20 protein-coding genes are annotated in these 20,801 nt (G+C 75.0%); 11 read left to right on the forward strand and 9 right to left on the reverse strand.

All coding sequences use genetic code 11. From position 1 onward, the window contains the following. The first annotated feature begins 26 nt into the window (after window positions 1-26). Entirely contained in the window at window positions 27-1,487 is a 1,461-nt protein-coding gene (locus ACFU5J_RS12540; protein ID WP_430578913.1) for a serine hydrolase domain-containing protein, read from the forward strand. Between the two features lie 18 nt (window positions 1,488-1,505). On the opposite strand, the gene ACFU5J_RS12545 is transcribed toward ACFU5J_RS12540, so the two are convergent. Further along, window positions 1,506-2,726 (reverse strand): glycosyltransferase, encoded by a 1,221-nt coding sequence (locus ACFU5J_RS12545; protein WP_430578914.1) that lies wholly within the window; start codon window positions 2,724-2,726, stop codon window positions 1,506-1,508. Window positions 2,727-2,844: 118 nt separating this feature from the next. Here ACFU5J_RS12545 and ACFU5J_RS12550 point away from each other — a divergent pair, with 118 nt between their 5' ends. Beyond that, complete coding sequence (locus ACFU5J_RS12550) at window positions 2,845-3,414, forward strand: DUF1697 domain-containing protein (protein ID WP_430578915.1); 570 nt, start codon at window positions 2,845-2,847, stop codon at window positions 3,412-3,414. 138 nt (window positions 3,415-3,552) lie between these two features. Next, window positions 3,553-3,810, forward strand: coding sequence for a hypothetical protein (locus ACFU5J_RS12555; protein ID WP_430578916.1), 258 nt, complete (start codon window positions 3,553-3,555; stop codon window positions 3,808-3,810). A gap of 18 nt (window positions 3,811-3,828) precedes the next feature. On the opposite strand, the gene ACFU5J_RS12560 is transcribed toward ACFU5J_RS12555, so the two are convergent. Continuing rightward, window positions 3,829-4,203 (reverse strand): VOC family protein, encoded by a 375-nt coding sequence (locus tag ACFU5J_RS12560; RefSeq protein ID WP_430574378.1) that lies wholly within the window; start codon window positions 4,201-4,203, stop codon window positions 3,829-3,831. A 41-nt stretch (window positions 4,204-4,244) separates the two neighbouring features. Further along, the gene (locus ACFU5J_RS12565) at window positions 4,245-4,892 is read right to left on the reverse strand and encodes a uridine kinase (protein ID WP_430574379.1); all 648 of its coding nucleotides are present in this window, start codon (window positions 4,890-4,892) and stop codon (window positions 4,245-4,247) included. 201 nt (window positions 4,893-5,093) lie between these two features. Here ACFU5J_RS12565 and ACFU5J_RS12570 point away from each other — a divergent pair, with 201 nt between their 5' ends. Together ACFU5J_RS12570 and ACFU5J_RS12575 are read left to right on the forward strand one after the other, a co-directional pair. After that, the gene (locus tag ACFU5J_RS12570; RefSeq protein WP_430578917.1) at window positions 5,094-5,672 is read left to right on the forward strand and encodes an RNA polymerase sigma factor; all 579 of its coding nucleotides are present in this window, start codon (window positions 5,094-5,096) and stop codon (window positions 5,670-5,672) included. After that, on the forward strand, window positions 5,672-6,742 hold the full coding sequence (locus ACFU5J_RS12575) for a CU044_5270 family protein (RefSeq protein ID WP_430578918.1): 1,071 nt from the start codon (window positions 5,672-5,674) through the stop codon (window positions 6,740-6,742). Before ACFU5J_RS12570 ends, ACFU5J_RS12575 begins: the two co-directional genes overlap by 1 nt. A gap of 2 nt (window positions 6,743-6,744) precedes the next feature. Here the strand turns inward: ACFU5J_RS12575 and ACFU5J_RS12580 are convergent, their stop codons facing one another. Genes ACFU5J_RS12580 through ACFU5J_RS12590 form a run of 3 tightly spaced genes read right to left on the reverse strand, consistent with a single transcriptional unit; the run spans window position 6,745 to window position 9,832 of the window. Then, window positions 6,745-7,446 (reverse strand): lactate utilization protein C, encoded by a 702-nt coding sequence (locus ACFU5J_RS12580; RefSeq protein ID WP_430578919.1) that lies wholly within the window; start codon window positions 7,444-7,446, stop codon window positions 6,745-6,747. Beyond that, window positions 7,443-9,020: a LutB/LldF family L-lactate oxidation iron-sulfur protein gene (locus ACFU5J_RS12585; protein ID WP_430574383.1), complete on the reverse strand. Its 1,578-nt coding sequence runs from the start codon at window positions 9,018-9,020 to the stop codon at window positions 7,443-7,445. Before ACFU5J_RS12585 ends, ACFU5J_RS12580 begins: the two co-directional genes overlap by 4 nt. Continuing rightward, window positions 9,017-9,832, reverse strand: a complete 816-nt coding sequence (locus tag ACFU5J_RS12590) for a (Fe-S)-binding protein (protein WP_430574384.1) — start codon at window positions 9,830-9,832, stop codon at window positions 9,017-9,019. The genes ACFU5J_RS12585 and ACFU5J_RS12590 overlap by 4 nt, the downstream gene beginning before the upstream one ends. 172 nt (window positions 9,833-10,004) lie before the next feature. Here ACFU5J_RS12590 and ACFU5J_RS12595 point away from each other — a divergent pair, with 172 nt between their 5' ends. Then, complete coding sequence (locus ACFU5J_RS12595; protein WP_430574385.1) at window positions 10,005-10,709, forward strand: FadR/GntR family transcriptional regulator; 705 nt, start codon at window positions 10,005-10,007, stop codon at window positions 10,707-10,709. A gap of 64 nt (window positions 10,710-10,773) precedes the next feature. Here the strand turns inward: ACFU5J_RS12595 and ACFU5J_RS12600 are convergent, their stop codons facing one another. Next, window positions 10,774-11,673, reverse strand: a complete 900-nt coding sequence (locus tag ACFU5J_RS12600) for a glycosyltransferase family 2 protein (RefSeq protein WP_430578920.1) — start codon at window positions 11,671-11,673, stop codon at window positions 10,774-10,776. 389 nt (window positions 11,674-12,062) lie between these two features. Between ACFU5J_RS12600 and ACFU5J_RS12605 the strand changes: the two genes are divergently transcribed. The 3 genes from ACFU5J_RS12605 (at window position 12,063) to ACFU5J_RS12615 (ending at window position 15,439) form a co-directional block, all read left to right on the forward strand. Then, complete coding sequence (locus ACFU5J_RS12605) at window positions 12,063-12,737, forward strand: SprT-like domain-containing protein (RefSeq protein WP_430578921.1); 675 nt, start codon at window positions 12,063-12,065, stop codon at window positions 12,735-12,737. Window positions 12,738-12,828: 91 nt separating this feature from the next. Then, entirely contained in the window at window positions 12,829-13,875 is a 1,047-nt protein-coding gene (locus ACFU5J_RS12610; RefSeq protein WP_430578922.1) for a beta-ketoacyl-ACP synthase III, read from the forward strand. 196 nt (window positions 13,876-14,071) lie between these two features. Further along, on the forward strand, window positions 14,072-15,439 hold the full coding sequence (locus ACFU5J_RS12615) for a Gfo/Idh/MocA family protein (protein ID WP_430578923.1): 1,368 nt from the start codon (window positions 14,072-14,074) through the stop codon (window positions 15,437-15,439). Window positions 15,440-15,541: 102 nt separating this feature from the next. On the opposite strand, the gene ACFU5J_RS12620 is transcribed toward ACFU5J_RS12615, so the two are convergent. Both ACFU5J_RS12620 and ACFU5J_RS12625 read right to left on the reverse strand, forming a co-directional pair. Continuing rightward, window positions 15,542-16,699 carry a Gfo/Idh/MocA family protein gene (locus ACFU5J_RS12620; protein WP_430578924.1) on the reverse strand — a complete coding sequence of 386 codons (1,158 nt, stop codon included), beginning with the start codon at window positions 16,697-16,699 and terminating at the stop codon, window positions 15,542-15,544. A 68-nt stretch (window positions 16,700-16,767) separates the two neighbouring features. After that, window positions 16,768-18,729: a DUF6807 family protein gene (locus ACFU5J_RS12625; protein WP_430578925.1), complete on the reverse strand. Its 1,962-nt coding sequence runs from the start codon at window positions 18,727-18,729 to the stop codon at window positions 16,768-16,770. Window positions 18,730-18,904: 175 nt separating this feature from the next. Here ACFU5J_RS12625 and ACFU5J_RS12630 point away from each other — a divergent pair, with 175 nt between their 5' ends. Beyond that, window positions 18,905-19,828, forward strand: coding sequence for a carbohydrate ABC transporter permease (locus ACFU5J_RS12630; RefSeq protein ID WP_430574392.1), 924 nt, complete (start codon window positions 18,905-18,907; stop codon window positions 19,826-19,828). After that, window positions 19,821-20,756 carry a carbohydrate ABC transporter permease gene (locus ACFU5J_RS12635; RefSeq protein WP_430578926.1) on the forward strand — a complete coding sequence of 312 codons (936 nt, stop codon included), beginning with the start codon at window positions 19,821-19,823 and terminating at the stop codon, window positions 20,754-20,756. The genes ACFU5J_RS12630 and ACFU5J_RS12635 overlap by 8 nt, the downstream gene beginning before the upstream one ends. The last annotated feature ends 45 nt before the right edge of the window (window positions 20,757-20,801 follow it).

Consider the following 20,801-nt stretch of genomic DNA (forward strand, 5'->3'; position numbering starts at 1 on the left):
TGGCGCGGCGTCGGTACGGTGCCCGCATGCATCCCGGACCGCCGCTGCTGCCGCGCTCGAGCCCGTCGGCGGAGGGTGTGCCCGCCCGCGCCGTGATCGAGCTGCTCGACCGGCTCGAGGCGGCGTCGGTCGAGTGCCACTCGCTGATGGTCGTGCGCCACGGCCGCGTCGTCGCCGAGGGCTGGTGGGCCCCGTACACGGCGGACCGGCCGCACCTGCTGTACTCGCTGACCAAGTCGTTCACCGCCGTCGCGGTGGGGCTCGCGGTGGCCGACGGGCTGCTCTCCCTCGACGACCGGGTGGTCGACGTGCTGCCCGAGAGCGCCCCGGCCGACGCCCCAGCGGACGTCCTCGCGCAGGGGCGCCGTCTCACCGTCCACCACCTGCTGTCGATGACCACCGGCCACCGCACCGACAGCCTCTCGGAGGCGTGGGAGCTCGAGCCGGGGGACCTGACGAGGGGCTTCCTACGGGTGCCGTTCACCGCCCCCGAGGGCACGGCGCACGGGTACGACAACGCCACCACCTACGTCCTGGCCCGCATGGTGGAGCGGGTCACCGGGCAGGGCCTCCCCGAGCTGCTCGACGAGCGGGTCTTCTTCCCGATGGGCATCCGCCACGCCGAGTGGGACCGTGTGGCGAGCGGCGCATCCTTCGGCTTCCACGGCCTCCACCTCACGACCGAGGCGGTGGCCGCGTTCGGCGAGCTGCTGCGGCAAGGCGGGCGGTGGGGCGACCGGCAGCTCGTGCCGCGCGAATGGGTCGAGACCGCCACGGCGTGGCACGTCCCCACGGTGCAGGTCGAGGGCTGGTCGGAGAACCCCGACGTGCTGCGCGGGTACGGGTACCAGTTCTGGAGGTCGCGGCACGGGTTCCGGGGGGAGGGCTCGTTCGGGCAGAGCTGCGTCGTCGTGCCGTCCCACGACCTCGTGGTCGCCGTGACGGCCGCGCTGTCCGGCGGCGGCGAGACGCTGCTCGGGCCGCTCTGGGAGTGCCTCCTGCCCGGGCTGGACGACCTCGCGATGGACGACGGCGGCGACCCGGCCGCCGACGCGGCCCTCGCCGAGCGGCTGCGGGGGCTCGCCCTGGCCCCCCTGACGGGGTCGGCCGGCGCGCGAGAGAGGGTGACCGCGACCGTCGACGCGTCCGCGGACGGCTCCGCGCTGGCGGACGGGACGGTCGTGACCGTCGAGCCCGACGGCGACGGCTGGCTCCTGCGCCTCGGTCCGGGCCTCGACGTCGAGGCCGGGCCCGCGCGGTGGCGGGAGAGCGCGCCGCTCGGGCGTCCCGTCGTCGCGCGCGGCGCCTGGCAGGGCAGGGTGTTCGTCGCCGACGTCGTCGTGATCACGACGCCGCACCGGGTGCGCGTGGCGGTCGATGCCGACGGGGGCACGGCCGTCGCGACGTGGAACCTCGTGCCCCTGACGGGCCCCGACCTGGCGCGGCACGTGACCGCGCCGCTGATGACGCGACCCGACGTCGCGTAGGCCGCGGCCGTCGCGAGGTCAGCCCCGGGCGAGCGTCAGGCCGAGCCCGCGGTGGGCGCGCTCGACCGTGGCGGCGTACGCGGACAGCATCCGCACGTGGCTGAACCGGGGGCGTGCGGTGACCAGCGCCGCGGTCAGCGCGTCGCGGCGGGCGGCGGCCTCGAGCCAGGCGGCCGCGATCTCCGCCGGGTCGAAGCCGGTCACCAGGCCGATGCCGTCCACGATCCGCGCGCTGTCGCCCACGGGCGTCGTCACGGGGACCGCGCCGCACATCGCGCCCTCGATCAGGCACAGCGGGGCGGCCTCGCCGAACGCGGACGTGAGCGCCACGACGTCCGACGCGGCGAGCACCCGCTCCATGTCGTGCCGCACGCCCAGCAGGTGCACGCGCGCGAGGAGGTCGGGCCGGTCGGCGAAGGCCAGCACGAGGTCGGCGCCCAGGTCCGGGTTCGCGGGGCTCATCCCCGCGCCGCACAGCACCACGTGCGCGCCGGCGTCGCGGCCGAGCAGCTCGCGGGCCGCCGCCAGGAACAGGCCCGGGTTCTTCATCGCGTCGTAGCGGGCCGCGTACGTGACGACCACGCCGTCGGCGGGGAGCCGGTGCGCGCCGCGCAGCGCCAGTCGGCGTGCCGCCGGCACGGGGCGGAAGCGGGTGAGGTCGACGCCGTTCGGGATGACGCGCAGCAGGTGCGCGGGGACGCCCGCGGCCTCGTAGGCGGCGCGGGTCGACTCCGCGCAGCACACGACCGCGGCGAGCCGCCCGTCGTCGGCCGCGCGCAGCAGGTGGCCGAGCCCGGAGCCCTGGTTCTGCGGGTCGGACCGGTGCAGGCACGCGACCACCGGGCGGTCGGGCAGCAGGTCGCGCCGGGAGAGGAGCCGCAGCGGCTGCTCCTTCAGCGACAGCACGACGTCGGTGTCGCCCAGCGCGCGGGCGAGGACCTCGGCCTCCGCGTCGGAGACGGCCTCCGGGTCGTGCGGCACCTCCGTGGACCGGCCGAGCGACGTCACCCGCACGCCGGCGGCCGTGAGCTGCCGGTAGCGGGGGTCGTCGACCATGCGCTGCCGCGCCCCCTCGCGCCGCACGTCGTCGTGGATGCTCAGCACGGCGTGCCGCTGGCGGCCCTGGCCGTGCAGGCCGGCCACCACCGACGAGTGCAGCACGCGCGCGCCGCCGCTGAAGAACCCCTCGTAGAGGGAGAGGACTCGAAGAGCCCCGCGATCGGTCGTCTGCTCAGCCATAGAGACCACCTCCTGCGCCCCAGCGTGACCGCCGATCATGTGCTGCGGATGACCGCCGTGTGACGTTCGCATGACACTTCGCGGGCCCGATGTCGGCGTTCGGTGGCACGGTGGACCCATGGTCGGCGAGCCCCTGCCCACGACGGTCGCGCTGCTGCGCGGCATCAACGTGGGCGGCCGGCACGCCGTCGCGATGCCCGACCTCGCCGCGTGCCTCGCGGACGCCGGCCTCGGCGCCGCGCGGACCGTGCAGCAGAGCGGCAACGTGCTGCTCGCGGCGGACCCGGCGAGCGGCCCCGACCTGGAGGGCACGATCGAGGCGGCGCTCGCGGACCGGTTCGGCTTCGCCGTCCCGACGCTGGTCCGCTCGCGCGACGAGCTGGCCGCCACCGTCGCCGCCGCGCCGCCGGACCACGGCTCGGACGCGCTGCGCAGCGAGGTCTTCTTCCTCAAGGCGCCGCTCACCGCGCGCGAGGTGCTCGACGCGATGCCCGAGCTGCGCGACGGCGTCGACGCCGTCGCGCCCGGCCCGGGGGCGGTCTACTTCTCCCGGGTCGCGGCGCAGGCCCGGCGGACCCGCATCCAGCGGCTCATGGGCATGCCCGTGTTCCGGCAGATGACCGTGCGCTCCTGGCGGACCACCACCCGGCTCCTGGCGCTGCTCGACGAGCCGCTGCCCGGCGCCTAGCGCCGGTCCGGTGACGCGCCGACCGGGTGCGCCCGGTCGATCGCGCGAGACGGTCCTTTCCGGGCTGCCCGGAGATCCCGAGGATCGCGGCCGCGGCACGACGACGTGCCCGGGGTGGCGACAGGAAGAGGGACGACGATGGCGTACGAAGCCGGCGGTGGCGAACGCGAGGTCCTCGACAGGAGGTCGCGCGGGTCGGGCGACGGCGTGACACCGGCCTTCGCCGCGGCGCTGGCGATCAGCGCGATCGCGGTGCTCTACCTCCTGCCGGTCGCCCTGGTGGGCGCGGCCGCGACCGGGCTCGCCGGGTGGCGCCGCCCGTGGGTCGTCGCGGCGTCCGTCGTCATCGTCGCGTGGGCGCTGCTCCGCTGGGCGTCCTTCGGGTTCCTGGTCTGACACCCCGGCGGGGTGGCCTCAGTCGAGGCAGAACTCGTTGCCCTCGACGTCCTGCATGGTGATGCAGGACTCCTCCTCGCCGTCGGCGAGCTGCGTCCACAGGTGGACGGCGCCCAGCGGCTCGAGGCGCGCCTGCTCGGCCCGCAGGGCGGCGAGGCGCTCGTCGCCTACCAGGCCGGTGCCCACGCGCACGTCCAGGTGCACGCGGTTCTTGACGACCTTGCCCTCGGGGACGCGCTGGAAGTACAGGCGCGGGCCCACGCCCGTCGGGTCGACCGCGACCGAGGTGACGCCGTCGGGCATCTCGTACCCCAGCACCTCGCACCAGAAGCGGGCGACGCGCTCCGGGTCCGCGCAGTCGAAGGTGACCTGGAACTTCCGCACCGTTGCCATGCGCCCACCGTAGGCGTCGACCCGGTCGCCGCCGAAGGAATTCAGCGGGCCAGGAGGGCGCGGATGTCGCGCTCGGCCTGCGCGGGCGCCACGGGGCGGCAGCCCAGCTCCACCCAGCGGCGCACGAGGGCGGGCTCCGCGCGCATCAGGCCCCAGCCGCGCCGCACGAGGGTCGGCACCGGCTTGCGCGACTCGGCGACGTCGCGGAGGAAGCGGAACCAGAACGTCATCACGCGCGGCCGGGCGAGGCAGATCGCGTCGGCGAGGATGCCCTCGCGCCGGCAGGCCGCGACCAGCTCGGCCGCGAAGATCCCCTCGGCGACGACGACGCGGGCGTCGCCCGCCTCGAGGACGGTCCCGCCGGTGCGGCGCGACGTCGGGATGTCGTAGACCGGCACCTCGGTGCGGCCCGTGCGGACGACGTCGCGGAGCGCGTCGAGCGCGGCCTCGGAGTCCCAGCTGCGCGGGTCGTCCCAGTCGACGATCCCGTACCGCATCGGCATCCCCGGGTGGTCGACGTCGCGGTAGAAGTCGTCGAGGTTGACCACCGGGAGGCCGAGCCGCCGCGTGAGGGCCGTCTTGCCCGACCCCGACGGCCCGGTGAGCAGCACGATCCGCCGGGCGGGCCGGCGCGCGCCCGGTGGGACCTCGAAGAGGGCGTCGGACGTCGGGGGCTCGCGGTCGGTCACGGGACACCATTGTGGCGGACATCCGTGCCGGGATCCTGGCCGGGACGGGCACCGCGCCGACGACCGGTGATGCCGCGGGCGTCGCCCCGCCGTGAACTCGATCGGCGGCGAGGGGAGATACAGGGGGACAGGCACGCCGGCACCGATGGAGGCTGTGATGAGGAGACCATGTCCGCGACGAGGAGGGTCACCGTGGCAGCGATGACCCAGATCCCTCCGCCCGCGGCCGGGGACGCCGCGATCGTCGTCGCGTCGATCGACGAACCGGAGCACTTCGCGGCCCTCTACGGCCGGTACTCGCGGCAGCTCTACCGGTACGCGTACCGGCGGGTGGGCCCCGAGCATGCCGAGGACGTCGTGGCCGACACGTTCGTCGCCGCCTTCCGCCGGCGCGAGTCGTACGACCTGACCCGGCCCGACGCGCGGCCCTGGCTGTTCGGGATCGCGACCAAGGAGATCGCGCGCTGGCACCGGGCAGAGGCCGCCCGCCTCCGGGCGCTCGCACGGTCCGGGGTGACCCCCGCCGACGACGGGATGGCCGACGCCGTGGCGGACGCGGTCAGCGCGCGGGCGGCGGCCCCCGTGCTGGCGGAGGCGCTCGCCGCACTCTCCCCGGGCGACCGCGACGTGCTTCTGCTCGCCGCCTGGGGCGACCTCACCTACGAGCAGATCGCCGGGACGCTCGAGCTCAAGATCGGCACGGTGCGCTCACGCCTGCACCGCGCCCGCCGCACGGTGCGCGCGACGCTGCGCGCCCGCGGCTGGAACGAGGAGGACTGATGGACGAGATGACCATGCTCCGGCAGACGGGCACGCTGCTCGACCCGCCGACCGCCGAGCCCCCGACCGCTCTGCGCCGCCGTGTCCTGGACGAGCTCGCGGCGGAGGACCGGACGGCACGCGTCACGCCGTCGACGGCCGGACCGGCCCGGGCGTCGCGCCTGGTCGGCGGCAACGGGCGCCGACCGGCCGGCCGCCGCGGGCCGGATGCCTGGCGGCCCGGGCGCCGGGTCGGTCGGCGCGTGGCGCTCGCGGCGGGGATCGCGGCCGTCACGGCGGGGGCGATCGCGATCGTGCCCACGGTCGGCGACGAACCGGTCGCGAGCGCTGAGGCGGTGGAGATCCTCGAGTCGGCGGCCGCGAAGGCCGCGGAGGAGACGCCGTGGGACCCGCGCCCGGACCAGCTCGTCTACTCGCGGGGCATCCAACGGGCCACCGAGGAGGGCGAGGGGCCGGACGGCGACTACGTGCTGGCGGTGGTGACCCGGACCAGGGAGTCCTGGAAGTCCGTCGATGCCGAGCACGCGGGCCTCGTCCGGGGAGTGACGGAGCCGGGTCAGGACCCGTGGAACCCCGAGGGCGGCCCGTGGGAGTCGCCGCTGGAGCCCTGCGACGGGACGTGGGACGCCTGCGCGGACATCCCGGCGTTCCCGCCCGGCATGCCGACCGACGGTGACGCCGACACCATGCTCGCGTTCCTTCGCGACACCGTCGAGCCGTACGAGGAGACGGAGGGTCGCCCGGCGGACCACCCGGACCAGGCCGTGTTCGACGAGATCGTCGGGCTGCTCGAGGACGGCGGGATGCCACCGGAGATCGTGGCCGGGCTGCTCGGCGCCGTCGCGCAGATCCCCGGGGTCACCGGGTCGGGGGAGACGACGGACGTCGCGGGACGCACCGGGGTCGGGGTGGGGCTGACGAGCGCCGGCGGTGCTCGCACCGACATCATCATCGATCCGGAGACGGACGAGGTCCTGGGGACACGTTCCGACCACCCCGGCGCGCCCGAGCCGTCCGGATGGGCCCTGCTGGAGTCCGGGGTGGTCGACGCCGTGGGCGACACGCCCTGAGCTCAGCCGGCGACCAGGAGGACGTGCAGGGTCCGCGGGCCGTGCACGCCCTCCACGCGGTCCAGCTCGATGTCCGACGTCGCGCTGGGCCCGGAGATCCAGGTGAGCGGCCGGTCGGGGTGCGCGCCGAGCAGGCGCACGGCCTCGGGCACGGTCTGCGCCGCCTGGTCCGCCCGCACCACGCACAGGTGCACGTCGGGCACGAGCGAGATCGCGCGCCGCCCCTGGTCGGGCTCGCCGTCGAGCACGATCGTGCCCGTCTCCGAGATCGCCACCCGGGCGGCCGTGACGACCGCGGCGACGGCGTCCAGGTCCGTCGCGGCCAGCGGGTGCTCCCGGGAGTCGCGCACGACCTCCGTGCCCGCCGGCAGCGCCGCCAGCCACGCGTCGTCCAGCCCGTCCGGCGCCACGACCCGCGGCGCGCCGTCAGGTCCGGACAGCCCGGTGACCAGGGTGGCGACGGTGGCGGGGACGTCCGCGGCGGTGACCTCGTGGACGTGGGCCTTGTAGTCCACGAGCCGGTCGACGAGCTGCTCGAGCACCTCGGCCGAGCCGACGGCGTGCTCCCCGGCGGCGCGGTAGGCGCGCGGCACGGGCTCCGGCCGGGGCGCGGTGCCGACCTTTCCCGCCGGCGTCGTACCCGTCCCGGGCTGGCCCAGCGCCGCCCGCACGCGGGCGAGCACCTCGGTCCTCGCGTCGCTCATCGCTCCTCCTCGCGCTCCGGCGTGGCCTGCTCGGCCGACTGCTGCGTCGGGTCGTGCTCCGCCCACCACTGGCGGAACGTCTGCCGCGGCGGGGCGGGCAGGTCGCGCGACCTGGTCCACGCGGACGCGGGCGGCGGCGCTACGGAGACGGCGTGGTCGCGGCCACCGAGGCCGCTGCCCAGCGTGGCGGCGCGGCCGGCGCGGGCGAACCGGTCGCCGTCGGCCATGACCCACGACGCGGCCTTCATGGCCGTGCGCCACGGGTCGACGGCGCGCGCCGAGCGGTCGGCGTCGACCTCGCGGGCGCGCAGGTCGACGAGGATCGACGGGATGTCGATCTTCACCGGGCACACCTCGTAGCAGGCGCCGCACAGCGACGACGCGTACGGCAGGGAGGCGTTCGGGTCGTGGTGCCCGGACACCCCGCCGGTCGCCGCCGTGAGCTGCGGGGTGAGGATGGCGCCGATCGGCCCGGGGTACACGGAGCCGTAGGCGTGGCCGCCCACCCGCTCGTAGACGGGGCACACGTTGAGGCACGCGGAGCAGCGGATGCAGTGCAGGGCGGAGCGGCCCACCTCGTCGGCGAGCACGTCGGTGCGGCCGTTGTCGAGCAGCACCAGGTGGAACTCCTGCGGCCCGTCCCCGGGCGTGACGCCCGTCCACAGCGACGTGTACGGGTTCATCCGCTCGCCGGTCGAGGAGCGGGGGAGCAGCTGCAGGAACACCTCGAGGTCGTCGAACGTGGGCACCAGCTTCTCGATCCCCATGACCGTCACCAGCGTCTCGGGCAGCGTGAGGCACATGCGCCCGTTGCCCTCGGACTCGACGACGGCGAGCGTGCCCGTGTCCGCGACGGCGAAGTTGGCGCCGCTCACGGCGACCTTGGCGGAGAGGAACTTGCGCCGCAGGTGCGCGCGGGCCGCCATCGCGAGCTCGCGCGGCACGTCCGAGAGGTCGGGCGGCGCGTCGCCCATGCGGGCGAGGAAGATGTCGCGGATCTCCGAGCGGTTGCGGTGGATCGCGGGGACCAGGATGTGCGACGGCATGTCGTCGGCGAGCTGGACGATGAGCTCGGCCAGGTCGGTCTCGATCGCGGCGATGCCCTCGTCGGCGAGCGCCTCGTTGAGGCCGATCTCCTGGGTGGCCATGGACTTGACCTTGACCACCTCGTCGGCGCCCTTGGCCTTCGCGATGTCGGCCACGATCCGGTTGGCCTCGGCCGCGTCGCGCGCCCAGTGCACGACGCCGCCGCGCGCGACGACGTTCTCCTCCAGCGTGGCCAGCAGCTCGGGGAGCTGCGCCATCACCTGCTGCTTGAGCGCCGAGCCGGCGTCGCGCAGGGCCTCCCAGTCGGGCACCTCGCCGACGACGGCGGCCCGCTTGGCGCGGATCACCTGCGTCGCGTGGCCGAGGTTGCGGCGCAGCTGGTCGTTCGCGAGCGTCTGCTTCGCCGCGGCGGGGAAGTCCTGGCCCCAGCGCAGCGGCTCCTTCGGGTGGGGGACGGGGCCGAACGGCTCCTCCGCCTCGGTGGGGCGGCGCCGCGGCCGGGGCAGCCCGAGGAACGTCTCGCTCATCGCGCGGCCCCCGTCCGCTCCGTCCGCCCCGGGCGCGTGAACGTCGTGTCGGGCAGGGGGGTGGGCTCCTCGCGCGTCGAGGCGAGCACCTCCGCCAGGTGCAGCGCCCGGACGCCGGTGCCCTGCCGGGAGAGCCCGCCGCCGATGTGCATGAGGCACGACATGTCGCCCGCGGTGAGCACCTCGGCGCCCGTGCCGCGCACGTGGGCGGTCTTGTCGGCGAGCATGGCGGCCGACGTGTCCGCGTTCTTCAGCGCGAACGTGCCGCCGAACCCGCAGCAGGTGTCCGCGGCGGGCAGCTCCACGAGGTCGATCCCCGCCACGGCCCGCAGCAGCTGCAGCGGCTTGTCGCCCACGTGCAGCATGCGCAGCGAGTGGCAGGTGGGGTGGTAGGTGACGCGGTGCGGGAACCAGGCGCCGACGTCGGTGACGCCGAGCACGTCGACCAGCAGCTCCGACAGCTCGTACGTCTTCGCCGAGACCGCCTCGGCCGTCGCGGCGAGGTCGTCGAGGCCGGCGCGGCGGCAGACCATCGCCTGCTGGTGGCGCACCGACCCGGTGCACGACCCGGACGGGATGACGACGGCGTCCCACTCGCCGTCCGCCACCGGCGCGAACGTCTCCACGTGGTTGCGGATCACCGGGACCGCCTCGCGGAAGTAGCCGGTGTTGACGTGCATCTGCCCGCAGCACGCCTGGTCGGCGGGGAACACGACCTCGTGGCCGAGCCGCTCCAGCAGGCGCACGGTCGCGCTCGGGGCTCCGGGGAACAGGGTGTCGGCGAGACAGGTGGCGGCGAGGGCGATGCGCATACGACTCCTCGGAACTCCTTCGGCGCCGCTGCGGTGCGGCGGTCGGTCCGGCGAACGGCCTGCATGGTCAGCATGGCCCGGGCGGTGCGACGACGCACGGAAGCCGGCGCCGAGCGGCCACTGTAGCCGATGTGGTCTGACCATTGCGTCGGGGGGTCGTTACGCTGAGCCCGTGCGCACCCACGAACGAGTCCTCGCCTACCTCGAGGAAGGCATCGCCGCCGGCCGCTGGGGCCTCGGCGAGCGGCTGCCCGGCGAGCGGGCGCTCGCGGAGGACCTCGGCGTCTCCCGGCCGTCCGTGCGCGAGGCGATCCGGGTCCTCGACGCGCTCGGCATCGTCCGGCCCGGGGTCGGCTCCGGGCCGAACGCCGGCGCCGTCGTCATCGACCGCCCCGCGGCCGGCCTGGGTGCCGCCGTCCGCCTGCACGTGGCCACCGGCACGCTGCCGGTGCGGGACGTCGTGGCCACGCGCGTGCTGCTCGAGTCGTGGGCCGTGGCGCAGGCCGCGGAGCGGGTGATCGACCACGCGCCCGGCGCCGCCGCCCACCTGGAGGAGGCGCGCCGGCTCCTGGCGCGGATGGAGGACGACGACGTCCCCGCCGCCGAGTTCCTCGAGCTCGACCAGGCCTTCCACCTCGAGTTCGTGCGCCTCGCGGGCAACGTGCTCGTCGAGGCCGTGATGACCGGGCTGCGCGGCGCGATCGGCGGCTACGTCGCGGTCGGCATCGAGCGCCTGCCGTCCTGGCCGCGCACCGCCGCCCGGCTGCGCACCGAGCACCGCGCCGTGCTCGACGCCGTCGCGGCGGGCGACGGCGTGGCCGCCTCCGCCGCCGTGAAGGCGCACATCGAGGGCTTCTCCCGCGAGGCCGGCGTCTGACCTCGCCCCGCCGCCGGCCGCCAGCAGGGCCCGTCGGCTCGGAGCGCGGCTCGTCGTCGCCTTCTCACCGGGGTGGCGGCGCGCTGCGTCGTGATCGCACCCGGACGGCGGAGGCCATCCCGCCGTCGCCGAAGGTCGGGTCGGGGAGCGGGGCGTCCGGGTCGGCGGCGACCGCGTCCTCCCATCGGGCCTGCCGCTCGGTGGAGCGCAGCTCGAGGGCGAGGAGCGTCTCGCGCAGGTGCGCCTCGAACAGCGGCCGGTGCTTGTCGACGATCCGGCCGTAGAGCTCGATGCGGCGGTCCATCGAGCGGACGTTCGACGAGACCGGGGTGGTGCGGTAGAGGAGCAGGGGCTCCGGCACGATCTCGATCCGCCCGCCGTGGCCGAGCATGCCGAGGAAGAAGTCCCAGTCCTCGAACCCGTGCCGCATCGCCTCGTCGTAGCCGCCGCAGCGCTCCCACGCGTCCTTGCGGACCACCGCCTCGGCGGGGCACGCGTTGCGGTGCAGGAAGTCGGCGGCGACCCCGCCGCCGGGGCGGACCACGGCGTCGAGGACGCCGCGCGCGCGCAGCCAGGACGACGCGGCGAGGACGTCGGGGCGGGCGTCGAGCACCGCGGTCGTGCGCTCGAGGTAGGTGGGCTCGAAGCGGTCGTCCCCGTCCAGCACGGCCACCAGCGGGGTGGTGGCGAGGGCGAAGCCGGCGTTGCGCGCGGCGCTGACCCCCGCGTTGGCCTGCCGGTGCACCACCACGCCGCCGGTCCTCGAGAGCCGGTCCACGACGTCGAGCGACGCGGCGTCGGTCGATCCGTCGTCGACCACGATGATCGTCTCGGGCGCCGTCGTCTGCCGCTGCGCGGAGGCCACGGCCTCGGCGACGAGCTCGCCCTGGTCGTGGGAGGTGACGACCACGCTGACGCGGGACGCCCCGCGCCGGTCGACGTCGTCCGCCGCGCTACCGCGCACGCGACGAGGCGCGCCAACTCGGCGCCCAGGTGTCGAGGCCGTTCCCAGCACCCTGCATCACACCAGCGTATGCGGTGGACCGGTGTCGGCGCGTGGATCATGCTCCTGCTCTTCCGGACCACGGTGGTGACGATCCCCCCTGGCCCAGTCGCGCTCCTCGCGTGCCTCGGTCTCCAGCGGTGGCACGGGTGCTCCCGTCGCCACCACCCGCCCGCGACTGACCGACTCCGGGGCGACTCGAGGTGCGATGCTCTGTGCGCCGCTCTCGACGCATGCGGCACGGCGGACGACGGGCCGTTCGATCGTCGACGGCGGTCGGCGACGGCGGTCACGGGAGGGGAGGGTGCGGAGTGGAGCGGGAGGCGGCGGCGAGCCTGGCGCGCGGGCTGATGACTGAGCACGGCCTGTCCGGCTGGTCGTTCCGGTTCGACCGGGCGCGGCGCCGCGCCGGGCAGTGCCGGCACGACGTCCGTGAGATCAGCGTGTCGGGCCCGCTCACCGCGCTGTACGACGAGGCCGACGTGCGCGAGGTGGTGCTGCACGAGATCGCGCACGCGCTGGTCGGCGCGCGGCACGGGCACGACGCCGCCTGGCGGGCCACGGCGCGGCGGATCGGCTCCTCGGGGCGCCGGCTCGTGCGCGACGGGAGCCCGGAGGTCGAGGGCGACTGGGTGGGCCGGTGCCCCGCCGGGCACCGCGTGACCCGCTTCCGCCGGCCGCAGCGCCCCCAGGCGTGCGGCCTCTGCTCGCCCGTCTTCGACCGGCGGTACGTGCTGTCGTGGACCTACCGCGGTCGCCCGGTCCCGGGGCTCGGCGCGGCCGCGCCGTCGGACGGCGGCGGGTCGCCTCCCGTCGCTCCCGGCTCGTCCGCGGCGGGCGCGAGGGACCCCCGGCCGGGGGTCGACCCCGCGACCGTGCGCATGGGGGAGGAGCTGCGCGTGGTCGCCCCGGGGCGGTACGACGGCGTGGTGGGCGCGCTGGTCAAGCGCGGCCGCACGCGGTTCCACCTGCAGGTCGGCCGCGTGTTGCTCACGGTGCCGTTCGGGCTGGCCGAGCGTCCCTGACCGTCCGCCGGCCCGAGAGGGACCGGCGGGCCCCGGTCCGGAGGCCGGGCGGGTGGCGGGCGCCCCACGGGCTGGTGGGATGATCGCTCCCATGAGTGAGTCCACCGCACCCGCCCTGACGCTGCCGACGGGCGCCGCAGGATCCCGCATCGTCGGTCTCGGGCACCACCAGCCCGAGAAGGTCATGACCAACGACGACATCGCGCAGCTCGTCGAGACCAACGACGAGTGGATCCGCTCGCGCACCGGCATCGTCACCAGGCACGTCGCGGCCGACGACGTCACCGTCGCCGACATGGCCACCGCCGCCGCCCGGCACGCGCTGGAGGACGCGGGCGTCGCCGGCACGGACGTCGACCTCGTGATCGTCGCGACCACCACCGCGGTGGACCGCTCGCCCAACACCGCGGGCCGCGTCGCCTACGCGCTGCGCACGGGCGTGCAGCCCGGCGCCAGCACGCCCGAGGGCGAGGACGAGCCCGACCTGCGCAACGTCGTCGGCCCCGGCGTCATCGACGTGAACACGGCCTGCTCCGGGTTCGCGTACGCCGTCGGCCTCGCCGACCAGGCCATCCGCGGCGGGTCCGCGCGCACGGCCGTCGTCGTCGGGGCGGAGAAGCTCACGTCCGTGACCGACTGGACCGACCGCAGCACCTGCATCCTCACCGCAGACGGCGCGGGCGCCGTCGTGCTGCAGGCCGCGGACGCCCCCGCCGTCGGGCCGGTCGTGTGGGGCTCCGAGCCCGAGCTCACGCCCGCCGTGCGCATCGAGGTGCCCACCGAGAAGTTCGCCCAGGACGGCCGCGCCGTCTTCAAGTGGGCCATCACCCGCGCCGCCGACCGTGCCCGCCGGGTGGTCGACGCGTCCGGCCTCACGCTCGACGACATCGGCGTCCTGGTGGCCCACCAGGCCAACCTGCGCATCATCGAGCCGCTCGCCAAGGCGCTGGGCCTCGAGGACCGCGTGGTCGTCGCGGACATCACCGAGTCGGGCAACACGTCCGCCGCCTCGATCCCGCTGGGCCTGTCCAAGTGGTGGCACGCGGGCAAGATCCCCGCCGGCACCCCCGCGCTCCTCTTCGGCTTCGGCGGCGGCTTCACCTGGGCCGGCCAGGTCGTCATCACGCCCTCGAAGTAGGCCGCTCCGCCCCGTCGCCCGTCACGCCCCGGCATCGCAACGAGCGTGCTGGCTTGCTCCTCTAACGGCCCCGTCGAGGAGCAAGCCAGCACGCTCGATCGCGTGCTCGCCGGGGGTGTGGCGGGCGACAGTGCTCCGGTAGGCTGCAGGAAACCGCTTACCCGACGTCGCCCCGGCGACTGCAAGGAGATCGATGATGCCCTCCGCCCCCGCCGCCCCGACCGGTCAGGACCGTCGGCGGTACGCCGTCGCCGGCACCGGGCACCGCGCCGGCATGTACGTGAACGCGCTGATCGGGGACCACGCCGACGACGGCGAGATCGTCGCGTGGGTCGAGCCCAACCCGGTGCGCGCCGCGGTGCACGAGGCGAAGGTCGCGACCGCCGTCGGCGGCGAGCGACCCCTCTACCACCCGGACGACCTCGAGAAGGCGCTCGACGAGCAGCGGGTGGACCGGCTCATCGTCACCTCCGTCGACCGGACGCACGCCGACCTGGTCTCCCGCGCCCTGCGGGCCGGCGTCGACGTCGTCGTCGAGAAGCCGATCGCGGCCACCGAGGACGAGGCGCGCCAGATCGCCGACGCCGTCGCCGAGACGGGCCGCGACCTCACGATGACGTTCAACTACCGCTACTCGCCCCGGAACTCCGCGCTGCGCGAGGTCATCGCGTCCGGCGAGATCGGGCAGGTGCTGAGCGTCCACTTCGACTGGGCCCTCGACACCGTGCACGGCGCCGACTACTTCCGCCGCTGGCACCGCGAGAAGGTCAACAACGGCGGCCTGCTGGTGCACAAGTCCAGCCACCACTTCGACCTCGTCAACTGGTGGATCGACGCCGTGCCGCAGCGGGTGTTCGCCAGCGGCGGTCGCCGGTTCTACGGCGACGACGCCGCGCACGCGGTCGGCTACGAGCCGACGGCGGGGGAGCGGGCCCTGGCCGAGCAGGGCGTGGACCCGTGGCGCATCGACGTCTCCGCCGACCCGTACCTCGCCGAGCTGTACGGCCCCGAGGCGCAGGCCGTCGACGGCTACCGCCGCGACCGCGGCGTCTTCGACCCGGGCATCACCACCGAGGACACGCTGGGCCTCGTCGTCGAGTACGCCGGCGGCCCGGTGCTCACCTACTCGCTCACCGCCAGCGCCCCCTGGGAGGGGTACCGCGTCGTGGTCAACGGGTCGCGCGGGCGCGCGGAGCTCGAGGTGGTCGAGCGCGGTTCCGTCGTCTTAGGCGCCGACGGCAAGGCGACCGTGGACCCGAGCTTCACCGCCACCTTCGGCGAGGACACCGTGCGTCCCGAGGGCGAGCGGCTCGTCGTGCAGAAGCACTGGGAGCGCGCGGAGGAGCGGCCCATCGTCGCCGTCGGCGCGGGCGGCCACGGCGGCGGCGACGCGCTGCTGCTCTCCGACGTCTTCCGCGGCCGCGCCGAGGCAGACCCGCTGGGCCGTGCCGCCGGCTTCCGCGACGGGCTCCGCGCGTCCGGCATCGGCTACGCCGGCAACCGCTCGCTCGCCACGGGCGACCCCGTGCGCCTCGACGACCTGGGCCTCGGCATCGATCTGTAGGCCCATCGAGCTGTAGGCCCGCCGAGATCGAGGTGTCCGTCGCGGGGTCGACCTACCGAAGGTCGACCTCGCCCCGGAGGCCTCGATCTCGGCGCGGGTGGCTCAGGAGGCCCAGGGGGCGCCGAGCTCGGCGAACGTGCGCTGGGTGCGCGCCACCTCGGCGCACCAGCGCTCGACGTCGGCCACCACGGGCCGGCGGTCGGCGCCCTCGCCGCGCCACAGGACGTGCTCGGCGGCGATCGGGGTGGGGTCGGCGCTCGTGCGGACGGCTTCGAGGACGCGCATGAACGCGCCGGTGTCGCGGACGTCGCACAGCAGTGCGCGGGACTCGTCGGCGCGGGCGGCCAGGAGGTCGTCGAGCAGGGACGTGCGCCCGTACGTCTTGTCCATCTGGGCGGCGTCGGTGCGCAGCAGGAGGCGGTCGTGCTCGTACTCGAGCGCGAGGTCGCCGCGCGTGCCGTGCACGACCACGCGCGCGGGGGAGCGCTCGGGCGCGCAGAGCGTGAGCCCGAAGCCGTAGCGCCGCCCGTGCGCGTCCTGCACGCGGACCGACGACGTGTCGTCGGCCTCGATCGGGTTGGCGCGGTACAGGTCGGTGTCCACCCAGGTGACGTCCTGCGCGGTCGTCGCCCCGCCCAGGCGCAGCGCCGTCGCGACGGCGTGGGCCAGGGGGTTGGTCACGACGCCGTCGACGACGTCCCGCCCGTCCAGCCGACGCCGCCCGGCCCAGGCGGCGCGACGCCAGTACGACACCGTGCGCACCCAGGTGCCGACGGCGCCGAGGCCGACGACGTCACCGATCTCGCCGCGCGCGAGGACGCCCGCCGCGGCGGACAGGGCGTGCGAGCCGAACGTCTGGAACCCCACCTGGCAGCGGCGGCCCGTGCGCTCGGTCACGGCGACGAGCTCGGTGTGCTCGGCGAGCGACGCCGCCGTCGGCTTCTCCAGCAGCACGTCGATGCCCGCCTCCATGGCGGCCCGGGCCAGCGGCAGGTGCGTCGGGATGGGCGTGCTCAGCACCACCACGTCCACGCGGACCGACGGCGTGGACAGCAGGTCGCCGAACGTCGGGAACCAGGGCGCGCCGGCGTCGTGCGCCTCGTGCCCCGGGCCGGGCTCGCGCGGGTCGACGACGGCGGCGAGCCGCGCCCCGCCGGCGCGCTGCAGCTCGAGCACGCGGCGCACGTGCGAGGCGCCGTGGCCGTGCAGCCCGACCACCGCGATCTGCGGGACGAGGCCGTCGGAGGTCGGGTACGTCATCGTCCACCATTCCTGGGGTGTCGTCGTGGCCCGGCCGGGGACCGGCCGGGCGTGGTTGCCGCGGTGCGTCAGCGCAGCGTGGCGGCGAGGGCGGTCGCCTCGTCGAGGTCGAGCGCGCGGTCCACGAGGGCGGCCACGATCCCGGTCTCGACGGTGCCGCCCGCGGGCACCCGCAGCGGGGTGTCCCAGGCCAGCGCGGGCCCCGCGCCCGGGTACTCGGCGGCGCGCAGGAACCAGTGCCGCGGCGGCGAGGTCTGCGCGATCAGCAGCGTCGTCGAGCGGTCCTCGGCGTACGGGTCGTGGTGCTGCTGCACGAACGCGACCCACGGCGACGCGCTGCCGTGCGCGTGCTCCTCGCCCTCGCCGCCCTCGGACAGCACGACGGTGCGCTGCGCGATCGGCGCGCGCCAGAAGACGCCGCCGTACCCCGCGCCGGGCCGCCCGTTCGTGGCGGGGGAGCGGATCTCCAGCGGGCCGTGCGAGGCGTGCAGGGTGGACCGCCACTCGAGCGCCCAGCCGTCGTCGCCCAGCAGGCGCGCTCCGAGCCGGCGCTGCTCGTCGAGCAGGGGCTCGCCGTGCTCGTCGTCCCAGCGCACGGAGTCGAGCAGCACGTGCGGGGCCAGCGGGTCGACCTCCGCGCGCGTCGTGACCTGCCGGCCGTGGTTGGGCAGCAGGGTCGGGCCGACGTCGGCGACGAACGTGCGGCCGCCCCAGAAGCTGGTGCCGTTGACGTCGGGCACGGCGACGCTCACGCCGTAGTGGTGCCGGTGGTCGACGGGCTCCGACTCGGTGAGGGGCACGCCCGCGAGCGAGTGCACCGGGTGCAGGAACGGGCGCGGGGAGTGGATGGCGGGCAGCCGCTCGCCGTCCACGTACCGCGCCAGCGGGACGCGGTCGCGCGTGTGCCGCAGCACCACCTCGCGCGTCTCGACGGACCACACGGGCCCCGGGTCGACGACCTCGGCGTCGGGCGCCGCGACGGGCGCGGGCTCGGTCACGACCGTGCGCGTGAGCCGGCGGGGCACCGGGCCGGTGCTGGAGCGGGCCTCGAGGCGGGCGGTGAAGCGGGTGGTGGACGCCGCGTGGGCGTCGTCGTCGATGACGGCGTGCAGCTCCCGCCAGGCCTGGCGGCCCAGCTCGGCCTGCGGCACGGACACGGTGGTGAGGGCGGGCGTCGCGTACCGGGCGAGGTCGATGTCGTCGTACCCGGCCACGGAGATGTCGCCGGGCACGGCCACGCCGGCCTCGTTGAGCGCGGCCAGGAGGCCGAACGCGACGAGGTCGTTGTAGGCGACGACGGCGGTGGCGCGGCTCGCGAGCACCGGGCCCGCGGCGGCGTGCCCCGAGGCAAGGTCGGCCCCGACGGCGAGCTCGACCACCTCCAGGTCCGCGTGCCGCTCGCGCGCGGTGGCGAGCCCGGCGCGCCTTGCGGCGTCCGTGGCCGCGGCGCGGGGCCCGGCCAGGTAGGCGAGGCGCCGGTGGCCGAGGCCGACCAGGTGCTCGACGACCTGCACGGTGGCCTCGGCGTAGTCGATGACGAGGCTCGGCGTGCCCGCGTGGTCGACCTCGCGGTTGATCACGGCGGCGGGGGCCACCAGCGGCAGCAGCGCGTCCAGGGCGGCGCCGGGCATGCGCGGGGCGACCAGGATGAGCGCGTCGCAGCGCATCCGTGCCTCCCGCGCGATGGCGGCCTCCTCGGACGGGTCCTCGGCGGCGTCGGCCACGAGCACACGGTAGCCGTCCTCGGCCGCGGCGGAGGTGACGCCGCGGAGGATCTGCTGGAACACGGGGTTGCCCAGGTCCGGCACGACGAGCGCGACGGTCGTGGTGCGGCCCAGCGACAGGCTGCGCGCCACGTTGCTGGGGCGGTAGTTCAGGTCGATCGCCGCCTCCTGCACGCGGGCGGCGATCGCGGGGTCGACCGTGCTGCGGCCGTTCATCACGCGGGAGACGGTGGCGCGCGAGACGCCGGCGGCGGTGGCGACGTCGGCGATGGTCACCGTCGGTCGCCGCAGGTTCACGTCAGGCATCGATGCCTCCTCGGGCTCACGAGCCGACCGTACACCATTGGAAACCGGTTGCTCTCGTGATACCTTCCCGGGAAGCAACCGGTTTCCGGGCGACGTGGCCCGGGCACCGCGGATCGAGGGAGATCGGGAGGCCGGCGATGACGCCCACCAGCACGCCGCACGGCGAGGTGCCGCGATGGCGGTGATCCAGGAGGTGGCCCGCACGCGCGGCGCGGCCAAGGAGCGACGCAGGGGCGACGGCCGGGCCGCCGCGGTCTTCCTCGCGCCGTGGTTCGCCGGGGTGGTCCTCATCACCGCGTTCCCGCTGCTTGCGTCGCTGTACCTGTCCTTTACGGACTACAGCCTGCTCGAGGCCCCCGGCTGGATCGGGCTCGAGAACTACACGCGGATGTTCGACGACCCGCGGTTCTTCCAGGCGCTCAAGGTGACCTTCACCTACGTGCTCGTCTCGGTGCCCCTGCAGCTCGCCGCCGCGCTCGCGCTCGCCGTCGTGCTCGACAAGGGCCTGCGCGGCCTGGCGTTCTACCGGTCGATCTACTACCTGCCCTCCCTGCTCGGGGGCAGCGTCGCCATCGCCATCCTGTGGCGGCAGGTGTTCGGGGCCGACGGCCTGGTCAACCAGCTGCTCGCGTTCGTCGGCATCGAGGGCGTGGGCTGGGTGTCGCACCCGGACTACGCCCTCGGCACCCTCATGGTGCTCAACGTCTGGACGTTCGGCGCGCCCATGGTCATCTTCCTGGCCGGGCTGCGGCAGGTGCCCGCCATGTACTACGAGGCCGCGTCGATCGACGGCGCCGGCCGGTGGCGCAGGTTCCGCAGCATCACGCTGCCGCTGCTCACGCCGATCATCTTCTTCAACCTGGTGCTGCAGCTCATCGGGGCGTTCCAGTCGTTCACGCAGGCGTACATCGTCAGCGGCGGCACCGGCGGCCCGGTCGACTCCACGCTCTTCTACACGCTGTACCTCTACGACAAGGGGTTCGGCTCGTACCAGATGGGGTACGCGTCGGCGATGGCGTGGTTCCTGCTGCTCGTCGTGGCGGGCATGACCGCCGTGAACTTCCTCGCCTCCAAGCTCTGGGTCTTCTACGATGACTGACGCTCCCGCGCGCCCCGAGTCGCGCCCCGCACCCGCCCGCCCCTCGCTCGCCGAGGTGGCCGCCGCCTACCCCGAGCGCCGCCCGCCGTGGCGGCGCGCCTGGGCCGCCGTCCGCCGCGTGTCCCGCCACGTGCTGCTCATCGCGTTCGGCCTCGTCATGCTCTACCCGCTGCTGTGGATGCTGGCGAGCTCCTTCAAGCCCACCTCGCTGATCTTCCGCGAGCCCGGGCTGATCCCCACCGAGTGGGACTTCAGCAACTACACCGACGGCTGGAACGCGCTGCTGCACCCGTTCGGGCACTACCTGCTGAACTCGGCGCTCGTCGTGCTCGGCTCCGTGCTCGGCAACCTGGTCTCCTGCTCGATGGCGGCCTACGCCTTCGCCCGGTTGAAGTTCCGGGGCCGCAACCTGTGGTTCGCCGTCATGCTCATGTCGATCATGCTGCCGATCCACGTGATCATCGTGCCGCAGTACATCCTGTTCTCGTCGCTGTCCTGGATCAACACGTTCCTGCCGCTGATCGTGCCGAAGCTGCTGGCCACGGACGCGTTCTTCATCTTCCTCATGGTGCAGTTCTTCCGCGGCATCCCGAAGGACCTCGACGAGGCGGCCCGGCTCGACGGGTGCGGCCACGGCCGCATCTTCCTGCGGATCATGCTGCCGCTGTCCCTGCCGGCCCTCGCCACCACCGCGATCTTCACCTTCATCTGGACCTGGAACGACTTCTTCAGCCAGCTGATCTTCCTGACGAAGCCGGAGATGTACACCGTGCCGATCGCGCTGCGCACGTTCGTCGACTCCACGAGCAACAGCTCGTGGGGGCCCCTGTTCGCGATGTCGATCGTGTCGCTGGTCCCCGTGTTCCTCGTCTTCCTCTTCGGCCAGAAGTACCTGGTCAAGGGCATCGCCACCACCGGCATCAAGTAGCCCGCCGCTCATCCCACCGCACGGTCCGCACCGTCGTTCGAAGGA

The organism is Isoptericola sp. NPDC057559 (assembly GCF_042801555.1).
Classification (GTDB): Bacteria; Actinomycetota; Actinomycetes; order Actinomycetales; family Cellulomonadaceae; genus Isoptericola.

Coding starts and splice junctions, on each gene's coding strand:
- ACFU5J_RS12540 (WP_430578913.1), top strand. CDS start 27: ATGCATCCCGGACCGCCGCTGCTGCCGCGCTCGAGCCCGTCGGCGGAG.
- ACFU5J_RS12545 (WP_430578914.1), bottom strand. CDS start 2,726: ATGGCTGAGCAGACGACCGATCGCGGGGCTCTTCGAGTCCTCTCCCTC.
- ACFU5J_RS12550 (WP_430578915.1), top strand. CDS start 2,845: ATGGTCGGCGAGCCCCTGCCCACGACGGTCGCGCTGCTGCGCGGCATC.
- ACFU5J_RS12555 (WP_430578916.1), top strand. CDS start 3,553: ATGGCGTACGAAGCCGGCGGTGGCGAACGCGAGGTCCTCGACAGGAGG.
- ACFU5J_RS12560 (WP_430574378.1), bottom strand. CDS start 4,203: ATGGCAACGGTGCGGAAGTTCCAGGTCACCTTCGACTGCGCGGACCCG.
- ACFU5J_RS12570 (WP_430578917.1), top strand. CDS start 5,094: ATGACCCAGATCCCTCCGCCCGCGGCCGGGGACGCCGCGATCGTCGTC.
- ACFU5J_RS12575 (WP_430578918.1), top strand. CDS start 5,672: ATGGACGAGATGACCATGCTCCGGCAGACGGGCACGCTGCTCGACCCG.
- ACFU5J_RS12580 (WP_430578919.1), bottom strand. CDS start 7,446: ATGAGCGACGCGAGGACCGAGGTGCTCGCCCGCGTGCGGGCGGCGCTG.
- ACFU5J_RS12585 (WP_430574383.1), bottom strand. CDS start 9,020: ATGAGCGAGACGTTCCTCGGGCTGCCCCGGCCGCGGCGCCGCCCCACC.
- ACFU5J_RS12590 (WP_430574384.1), bottom strand. CDS start 9,832: ATGCGCATCGCCCTCGCCGCCACCTGTCTCGCCGACACCCTGTTCCCC.
- ACFU5J_RS12605 (WP_430578921.1), top strand. CDS start 12,063: ATGACTGAGCACGGCCTGTCCGGCTGGTCGTTCCGGTTCGACCGGGCG.
- ACFU5J_RS12610 (WP_430578922.1), top strand. CDS start 12,829: ATGAGTGAGTCCACCGCACCCGCCCTGACGCTGCCGACGGGCGCCGCA.
- ACFU5J_RS12615 (WP_430578923.1), top strand. CDS start 14,072: ATGCCCTCCGCCCCCGCCGCCCCGACCGGTCAGGACCGTCGGCGGTAC.
- ACFU5J_RS12620 (WP_430578924.1), bottom strand. CDS start 16,699: ATGACGTACCCGACCTCCGACGGCCTCGTCCCGCAGATCGCGGTGGTC.
- ACFU5J_RS12625 (WP_430578925.1), bottom strand. CDS start 18,729: ATGCCTGACGTGAACCTGCGGCGACCGACGGTGACCATCGCCGACGTC.
- ACFU5J_RS12630 (WP_430574392.1), top strand. CDS start 18,905: ATGGCGGTGATCCAGGAGGTGGCCCGCACGCGCGGCGCGGCCAAGGAG.
- ACFU5J_RS12635 (WP_430578926.1), top strand. CDS start 19,821: ATGACTGACGCTCCCGCGCGCCCCGAGTCGCGCCCCGCACCCGCCCGC.